General features: G+C 69.8%; 8 protein-coding genes. 7 read left to right on the forward strand and 1 reads right to left on the reverse strand.

Annotated features, from left to right (window positions below; genetic code table 11):
- Positions 1–49: 49 nt before the first annotated feature.
- From typA to dusA, 7 genes are all read left to right on the forward strand, one after another.
- On the forward strand, positions 50–1867 hold the full coding sequence (typA, locus tag AB7U92_RS16610) for a translational GTPase TypA (protein WP_428579218.1): 1818 nt from the start codon (positions 50–52) through the stop codon (positions 1865–1867).
- Positions 1864–2745, forward strand: a complete 882-nt coding sequence (locus tag AB7U92_RS16615) for a DMT family transporter (protein WP_428579221.1) — start codon at positions 1864–1866, stop codon at positions 2743–2745. Before typA ends, AB7U92_RS16615 begins: the two co-directional genes overlap by 4 nt.
- 71 nt (positions 2746–2816) lie before the next feature.
- On the forward strand, positions 2817–4430 hold the full coding sequence (locus AB7U92_RS16620) for a wax ester/triacylglycerol synthase family O-acyltransferase (protein ID WP_428579224.1): 1614 nt from the start codon (positions 2817–2819) through the stop codon (positions 4428–4430).
- Between the two features lie 30 nt (positions 4431–4460).
- Positions 4461–5276 (forward strand): esterase/lipase family protein, encoded by an 816-nt coding sequence (locus tag AB7U92_RS16625; RefSeq protein WP_428579227.1) that lies wholly within the window; start codon positions 4461–4463, stop codon positions 5274–5276.
- The gene (locus AB7U92_RS16630) at positions 5276–6160 is read left to right on the forward strand and encodes an alpha/beta fold hydrolase (protein ID WP_428579230.1); all 885 of its coding nucleotides are present in this window, start codon (positions 5276–5278) and stop codon (positions 6158–6160) included. The genes AB7U92_RS16625 and AB7U92_RS16630 overlap by 1 nt, the downstream gene beginning before the upstream one ends.
- A gap of 164 nt (positions 6161–6324) precedes the next feature.
- Complete coding sequence (locus AB7U92_RS16635) at positions 6325–6618, forward strand: hypothetical protein (RefSeq protein ID WP_428579233.1); 294 nt, start codon at positions 6325–6327, stop codon at positions 6616–6618.
- 56 nt (positions 6619–6674) lie between these two features.
- Positions 6675–7670, forward strand: coding sequence for a tRNA dihydrouridine(20/20a) synthase DusA (gene dusA, locus AB7U92_RS16640; RefSeq protein ID WP_428579236.1), 996 nt, complete (start codon positions 6675–6677; stop codon positions 7668–7670).
- Between the two features lie 3 nt (positions 7671–7673).
- On the opposite strand, the gene AB7U92_RS16645 is transcribed toward dusA, so the two are convergent.
- The coding region (locus AB7U92_RS16645) for a DMT family transporter (RefSeq protein WP_428579239.1) at positions 7674–8360 on the reverse strand (687 nt) is incomplete at its 5' end.

Here is an 8360-nt window from a genome sequence, read left to right on the forward strand (position 1 = left end):
GCCCGAGCGAGGTGCAAGGCCTTGTGACTGAACGCACCGAAAGAACCGCATGACCCGCCAGATCCGCAACGTCGCCATCATCGCCCACGTCGACCACGGCAAGACCACGCTCGTCGACCAACTGCTGCGCCAGAGCGGCACCTTCCGCGACAACGAGAAGGTCGCCGAGCGCGTGATGGACAGCAACGACCTCGAACGCGAGCGCGGCATCACCATCCTGGCGAAGAACTGCGCCGTGGAGTGGCAAGGCACGCACATCAACATCGTCGACACCCCGGGCCACGCCGACTTCGGCGGCGAGGTCGAGCGCGTGCTGTCGATGGTCGACTCGGTGCTGCTGCTGGTCGATGCCGTCGAAGGCCCGATGCCGCAGACCCGCTTTGTCACCAAGAAGGCGCTGGCACTGGGCCTCAAGCCCATCGTCGTGGTCAACAAGGTCGACCGCCCCGGCGCGCGGCCCGACTACGTGATCAACGCCACCTTCGAGCTGTTCGACAAGCTGCACGCCACCGAGGAGCAGCTCGACTTCCCGGTGATCTTCGCCTCCGGCCTGAACGGCTGGGCGACGCTGAAGCAGGGCGAGATCGGCACCGACATGGCGCCGCTGTTCGACGCCATCCTCCAGCACGTGCCGCCGCACGAGGGCGCGGCCGACGCGCCGCTGCAACTGCAGATCTGCTCGCTGGACTACTCCAGCTACGTCGGCCGCATCGGCATCGGCCGCGTCAACCAGGGCACGCTCAAGCCGATGCAGAACGTGGCCGTGTTCGCCGGCCCCGACAGCACGCCGTTCAACGCCCGCGTCAACCAGGTGCTCAAGTTCGAGGGCCTGGAGCGCAAGCAGGCCACCGTGGCCGGCCCGGGCGACATCGTGCTGATCAACGGCATCGAGAATATCGGCATCGGCGTGACGCTGACCGACCCGGAGAACCCGGCGCCGCTGCCGATGCTCAAGGTCGACGAGCCGACGCTGACGATGAACTTCTGCGTCAACACCAGCCCGCTGGCCGGCCGCGAAGGCAAGTTCGTGACCAGCCGGCAAATCTGGGACCGCCTGCAGCGCGAGCTGCAGAGCAACGTGGCGCTGAAGGTCAAGGAAACCGACGAGGACGGCATCTTCGAGGTCTCGGGCCGCGGCGAACTGCACCTGACCATCCTGCTGGAGAACATGCGCCGCGAGGGCTACGAGCTGGCCGTCAGCAAGCCGCGCGTGGTGTTCCACGAGGTGGACGGGGAGCGCCACGAGCCGATCGAGCTGGTCACCGCCGACGTCGAGGACCAGCACCAAGGTGCGGTGATGCAAGCGCTCGGCGAGCGCAAGGGCGAGCTCGTCAACATGGAGCCGGACGGCATGGGCCGCGTGCGCCTGGAGTACCGCATCCCGGCGCGCGGGCTGATCGGCTTCCAGAACGAGTTCCTGAACCTGACGCGCGGCACGGGCCTGATCAGCAACATCTTCGACGGCTACGAGGCCTTCAAGGGCGAGATCGGCGGGCGCAAGAACGGCGTGCTGATCAGCCAGGACGACGGCGAGGCGGTGACCTACGCGCTGGGCAAGCTCGACGACCGCGGCCGCATGTTCGTCAAGGCCGGCGACCCGCTCTACGAGGGCATGGTGATCGGCATCCACAGCCGCGACAACGACCTCGTCGTCAACCCGGTGCGCGCCAAGCAGCTGACCAACTTCCGTGTCTCCGGCAAGGAAGACGCGATCAAGATCACGCCGCCCATCCTGCTGACGCTGGAGTACGCGGTGGAATTCATCGCCGACGACGAGCTGGTGGAGATCACGCCGAAGTCGATCCGCATCCGCAAGCGGCACCTGAAGGAACACGAGCGCAAGCGCGCCAGCCGCGAAACGGCATGAAGCACCGCAGCGCGGTGCTCACCATGATCGCGGTGACGCTCATGTGGAGCATCGCCGGCGTGGTGTCGCGCCACTTCGAGGCCGCGAAGGGCTTCGAGGTCACGTTCTGGCGGAGCCTGTTCAATGGCCTCGCGCTGGTCGTGATGCTGGCCTGGCTGCGCGGGCCGGCACCGCTTGCGGGCGCCATTCGCGGCGGCGGTCGCACGCTGTGGCTGTCGGGCGTGTGCTGGGCGGTGATGTACACCGCCTTCATGATGGCGCTGACGCTGACCACGGTGGCCAACGTGCTGGTCACCATGGCGCTCGGCCCGCTCTTCACTGCGCTGATGGCGCGCTTCGCGCTCGGCCACCGGCTGGCCGCACGCACCTGGGGCGCGATCGTGATCGCCGGCATCGGCATCGCCTGGATGTATGCGCGCGAGCTCAGCGCCAGCGATGCGAAGCATGTGCTGGGCATGGCGGTGGCGCTGGGCGTGCCGATCGCGGCAGCCGTCAACTGGACGCTGATCCAGCACAACCGCGGCGCCGCGCAGCAGGACATGCTGCCGGCGGTGCTGATCGGCGCGATGCTCTCGGCCGCTGCCACGCTCGTTCCTGCCATGCCCTTCGAGTCCACGCCGCGCGACCTCGGCCTGCTGGCGCTGCTCGGCACGGTGCAACTGGCGATTCCCTGCCTGCTGGCGGTGACGGTGGCGCCCTCGCTGTCGGCGCCGGAGATCTCGCTGCTCGGCCTGCTCGAGGTGGTGTTCGGCGTGCTGTGGGCCTGGCTGGGCGCCAACGAGGCGCCGACGGCGTCGGTGCTCACCGGCGGCATGCTGGTGCTGGGTGCGCTGGCCGGCAACGAGCTGCTGGCGATGCGCGAGCGCCAGCTGCGCTGACCGGGCTTTCCCTCGGCGCCGCGGCGCCGGTCGCGGCTTAGCATCGCCGCGACAAAGACAGGGAGGCGCCGATGAAGCAGTTGTCCGGGCTGGACGCGAGTTTCCTCTACCTCGAGACGGCCGAGATGCCGATGCACGTCGGCGCGCTGCACCTGTTCGAGCTGCCGCGCAGCTACCGCGGCGACTTCCTCGCCGACATGCGGCGCCACATCGCATCGCGCCTGCCGCTGGCCCCGGCCCTGCGCCGCAAGCTGGCCTGGATGCCGCTGAACCTGGCCGCGCCGGCCTGGGTGGATGCCGATCCCGATCTCGAGGAGCACGTGGTGGGCATCACGCTGCCCGAGGGCAGCGGCGTGGCGGAACTGGAAGCGCAGGTCGGCGAACTGCACCCGGTGCTGCTCGACCGCAGCCGCCCGCTGTGGAAGTTCCACGTCTTCGACGGCCTCGCGCCGGGGCCGGAAGGACAGAAGCGCTACGCCCTGTACACGCAGCTCCACCACGCCGCGGTGGATGGCCAGGCTGCGGTGGCGCTGGCCCAGGCCATCCTCGACCTCGGCCCCGAGCCGCGTGAGATCCCGGCACGGCCGGCCCGGGCGCGCAAGGGCCAGCTCGGGCTGACCGAGATGCTGCGCGGTGCGCTGTCGCACCAGCTCGAGCAGGTGGGCAGCCTGGTCAAGGCGCTGCCTTCGGCGGTGGGTGCGATCTCGCAGGTGGCGGCGCAGACGGCCGGCGGCGCGCTCGGCGAGACCGCCGCCTCGATGTGGTCGCGCGTGAAGGGCGAGGGTGCGCCGGCGAAGAAGAGCGTGAGCAACCTCGGCCTCGCGCCGCGCACGCGGCTGAACGCCACCATCTCCGACACGCGCGCCGTCGCCACCGTGAGCCTGCCGCTGGCCGAGCTCAATGCCGTGCGGCGCCGCCACGGCGCCAGCCTGAACGACGCTGTGATGTTCGTCGTCGGCGGGGCGCTGCGGCGCCACTTCGCCAAGCACGGGCCGCTGCCGCGCAAGTCGCTGGTCGCGGCGGTGCCGATCTCGCTGCGCGCGCAGGGCGACACCTCGGCCAACAACCAGGCCTCGATGACGCTGATCAGCCTCGGCACCCAGCTGGCCGATCCGGCCAAGCGCCTGGCCCACGTGATGGCGGCCAGCGCCGCCATGAAGTCGACCATCGGCAGCGTGAAGAACCTCCTGCCCACCGATTTCCCGTCGATGGGCGTGCCCTGGCTGATGGAGGCGCTGACCGCGGTGTACGGCCGCGCCGGCATGGCCGACCGCATCCCGCCGGTGGCCAACCTGGTGATCTCCAACGTGCCCGGGCCGACGGTGCCGCTGTACATGGCCGGCGCGAAAATGCTGACCAACTACCCCGCCTCGATCGTGGTTCACGGGGTGGCGCTGAACGTGACGGTGCAGACCTACAACGAGTCGCTCGACGTTGGGGTCATGGCCTGCGCCGAGGCCATGCCCGAGGTCGCCGAGTTCACCGCGCAGATCGAGACTGCGTTCGAGGAGTTCAAGGCTCTGCCGGTGGCTGCGCCCGAAGCCAAGCAGACCACCCGGCCCGCCGCCAGGAAGACAGCTGCGAAGAAGGTTGCTGCGAAGAAGGTTGCTGCGAAGAAGGCTGTCGCGAACGCGACAGGGCGCACTAGGGCCAGTGCTCCACCGGCGAAGAGGCGCAGTCGCTAACATGCCCGCAACGCTGCTCGAACCCTTCGAATGCGCCGACGCCCGACCGACCTGAACGACCACCATCGCTTCCACATCGAGGACATGCGCGCACCCAACGCGCTGCTGCTTGCCCTCGAAGGCCGCGCGCCGTGGGAGTACGCCGCGCTGCTGGCGGCCACGCCCTGGCTGCGCAAGCTGCCGCGCGGCGATGGGCATCCGGTGCTGGTGTTCCCGGGCCTGGGCGCGAACGACTTCACCACCAGCGCGCTGCGCCGCTTCCTCGACGACCTCGGCTACGTCACTCATCCGTGGGGGCAAGGCTTCAACTTCGGCCCGCGCCAGGGCGTGCTGGAGCGCTGCAACCACGACGTGCGCCGCCTCTTCAACGCCCATGCCCGCAAGGTCAGCCTGATCGGCTGGAGCCTGGGCGGCATCTACGCGCGCGAACTCGCCAAGGAGTTGCCCGACCACGTGCGCTGCGTGATCACGCTGGGCACGCCATTCACGGGCCATCCGCGCGCCACCAATGCCTGGCGATTCTTCGAGCTGGTCAGCGGCCAGTCAGTGCACGATCCGCACGTGCTGGCGCAGATCCGCAAGGAGCCGCCGGTGCCCACCACCTCGATCTGGTCGCGCAGCGACGGCATCGTCTCGTGGCGCTGCAGCGTCGTCGCGCCGGGGCCGCAGGCCGAGAACATCGAGGTGCACGCCAGCCACGTCGGCATGGGCATGAACCCGCTGGCGATGTATGCCATCGCCGACCGCCTCGCGCAGCCGGCCGGCCACTGGAAGCCCTTCGAGCCGCACGGTGCACGGCGCTGGTTCTTCCGCACGCCGCACGCCGAGACGCGGCGCGCCGCCTGATGCAGGTCAGCGCCAACGGCATCAGCCTGGAGGTCGACGATCGCGGCCCCCCGGACGGCGCGCCGCTGGTGATGATCATGGGCCTGGGCATGCAGCTCGTGGCGTGGCCCGACGGGCTGGTTGACCTGCTGGTGGAGCGTGGCTTTCGTGTCATCCGTTTCGACAACCGCGACATCGGCCTGTCGCAGCGCTTCGATCACCTCGGCGTGCCCAACCTTGCGCTCAGCGGCATCCGCCACACGCTTGGCCTGCCGGTGGCGAGCCCGTACCGCCTGGCCGACCTGGCCGACGACACTGCCGCGTTGATCGAGGCGATGGGCCTGGACAGCGCGCACGTGTGCGGCGCATCGATGGGCGGCATGATCGCGCAGCATCTGGCGGCGCGCCATCCGCAGCGGGTGAAGAGCCTGACGCTGATGATGACCACCAGCGGCGCGCGCCATCTGCCGCAGCCGAGCATGAAGGTGCGGCTGGCGCTGATGTCGCGGCCCGCCGACCCCCGCAACATCGACAGCGTCGTCGACCACTTCGTCAAGCTCTACGGCGTGATCGGCAGCCCCGCCTATCCTTCGCCGCCGGCACTGCTGCGCGAGCGCATCGCGGCCTCGGTGCGGCGTTCCTACCGGCCTGCCGCCACCGTGCGCCAACTGGCGGCCATCATGGCCGACGGCGAGCGCACTGCGCTGCTCCACCGCATCGCTGTGCCCACGCAGGTCATTCACGGTGACGCCGATCCTCTCGTGCCGGTGGCCTGCGGGCACGACCTGGCACGTCACATTGCCGCGTCGAGGCTGGACGTCATCGAGGGCATGGGGCACGACCTGCCGCAGCCCCTGTGGACGCGCTTCGCCCAGGACATCGCGGCGATCGCCGGCCTGCGTTGACGGCTGCTGGCAGCGATCGGATGGCCGATACGATTGTGTCGCCCGCGTAAAGCCGGCGCTCCGCTGTGCACGACGGGAACGGTCTCCTCGTTCCAGTGCCATCAAACGCCGCGAAGGAGCCCGACATGCGAAGCCAGTCCAGCCGATTCCTATGGTTCGGCGCTATGTTGGCCGTGAGTCTCTCGCTGGCCGGCTGCGTGGTCGCGCCGGCGCCCTACGGCTACTACGGCGAACCGGTGTATGCCGCACCGCCGCCGCCGCAGGTGGAGTACGCGCCGGCGCCGCCCGCGGTCGGCTGGCTGTGGATCGGCGGCTACTGGACCTGGCGCGCCAACCGCCACGTGTGGATCGGCGGCCACTGGGAGGCACCGCGCCCGGGTCATCGATATGTGCCGCACCAATGGCAGCGCGATGGCCGCGGCTGGCGCGAGCGGCCGGGCTACTGGGACCGTCGTTGAACGCGCCTGCCCGAGGCTGAGACAATGCGGGTCTCGCCTTCCCGCACTCCTGCCCGATGACTTCGCCCTGGCGCCTCTCCGTGGCGCCGATGATGGACTGGACGGACCGGCACTGCCGCTTCTTCCATCGGCTGCTCACCCATCGCACGCGCCTGTACACCGAGATGGTGACCACCGGCGCGCTGCTGCATGGCGACGTGCCGCGCCACCTCGACTACAACGAGGAGGAGCATCCGCTCGCGCTGCAACTCGGCGGCAGCGAGCCCGACGACCTGGCGCACTGCGCGAAGCTGGCCGTGCAGTGGGGCTACGACGAGGTCAATCTCAACTGCGGCTGCCCGAGCGAGCGGGTGCAGCGCGGCGCCTTCGGTGCCTGCCTGATGGCCGAGCCGCAACTGGTGGCCGACTGCGTGAAGGCGATGCGCGATGCGGTGACGATCCCCGTGACCGTGAAGCACCGCATCGGCATCGACCGCATCGAGAGCTACGGCTTCGTGCGCGACTTCGTCGGCACGGTGGCACAGGCCGGCTGCGAGGTCTTCATCGTGCACGCGCGCAACGCCTGGCTGCAGGGCCTGAGCCCGAAGGAGAACCGCGAGGTGCCGCCGCTGCGCTACGAGTTCGTGGCGCGGTTGCAGGCCGACTTTCCGCACCTGCGCTTTGCGCTCAACGGCGGAGTCACCACGAATGCGCAGATCGAGTCGCTGCTCGCGCAGGGCATGCAGGGCGTGATGGTCGGGCGCGAGGCCTACCACCACCCCTGGCTGATGGCGGAGTGGGATGCGCGCTTCCTCGGCGCGGAACCGGTCGACCGCAGCCGCGAGCAGGTCGAGGCGGCGATGGTCGAGTACATGGAGCGCGAGGCGCGCGAAGGCGAGCCCTGGTCGCGCATCGCGCGCCACATGCTGGGCCTGTGGAACGGCCAGCCCGGCGCGCGGCGCTGGCGGCAGGTGTGGTCGGACCACAAGCTGAAGTCGCTGCCGCCGGCGGCCGTGGCCGGCCTGGCCACGCAGGCGCGGCGCCATCCGGCAGCCGCCGACGCCGCTGCCTGAACCTCAGGCGCGCCGCCCCGGCCACGTCGCCAGCACCACGCCGGCCAGTGCCAGCGCGAAGGCACCGGCCTGCGCGGTGGTGAAGCGCTCGCCGAGGAAGACCACGCCCACCGCCGCCGCGGCCACCGGCAGCATCACGGTGAACACACCCGCCTGCGAGGCCGGCACGTGCTTCAGGCCGGTCATCCACAGCCATACCGTGACCATGCTTGCGGCCAGCGAATAGAACAGCAACAACCACCAATGCCCCGCGCTGACGCTGCCGAAATCGAAGCTCAGCGCCTGCCACAGACCCAGCGGCGTCACCAGCACCAACCCCCACAGATTGATCAGCGCGCTGATGCGCTTGGGCGAGACGTTGCCGGTGAGCTTCTTGCCGATCACCACGTAGATGGCCTCGCAGGTCACGGCGCCGAGCAGCAGCAGGTTGCCGACGAGGCTGCCGAGGTCGCCGCTGGCGTGCTTGCCGAAGGAGACGAGCGCGATGCCGCCCACCGCGCACGCGATGCCCGCGCCGACGCGCAGCGTGATGCGCTCCTTCAGCAGCATCCACGAGAGGATCGCCACCACCGCGGGGATGGCCGCCATGATCACGCCGGCCGCTAGCGCCGAGGTACGCGCCACCCCGAACAGCATGCACACCGAGAACAGGAAGTTGCCGAAGAAGGATTCGAGGAACAGCAGCCAGCG

The organism is Piscinibacter sp., from assembly GCF_050175855.1.
Taxonomy (GTDB): domain Bacteria; phylum Pseudomonadota; class Gammaproteobacteria; order Burkholderiales; family Burkholderiaceae_C; genus Piscinibacter.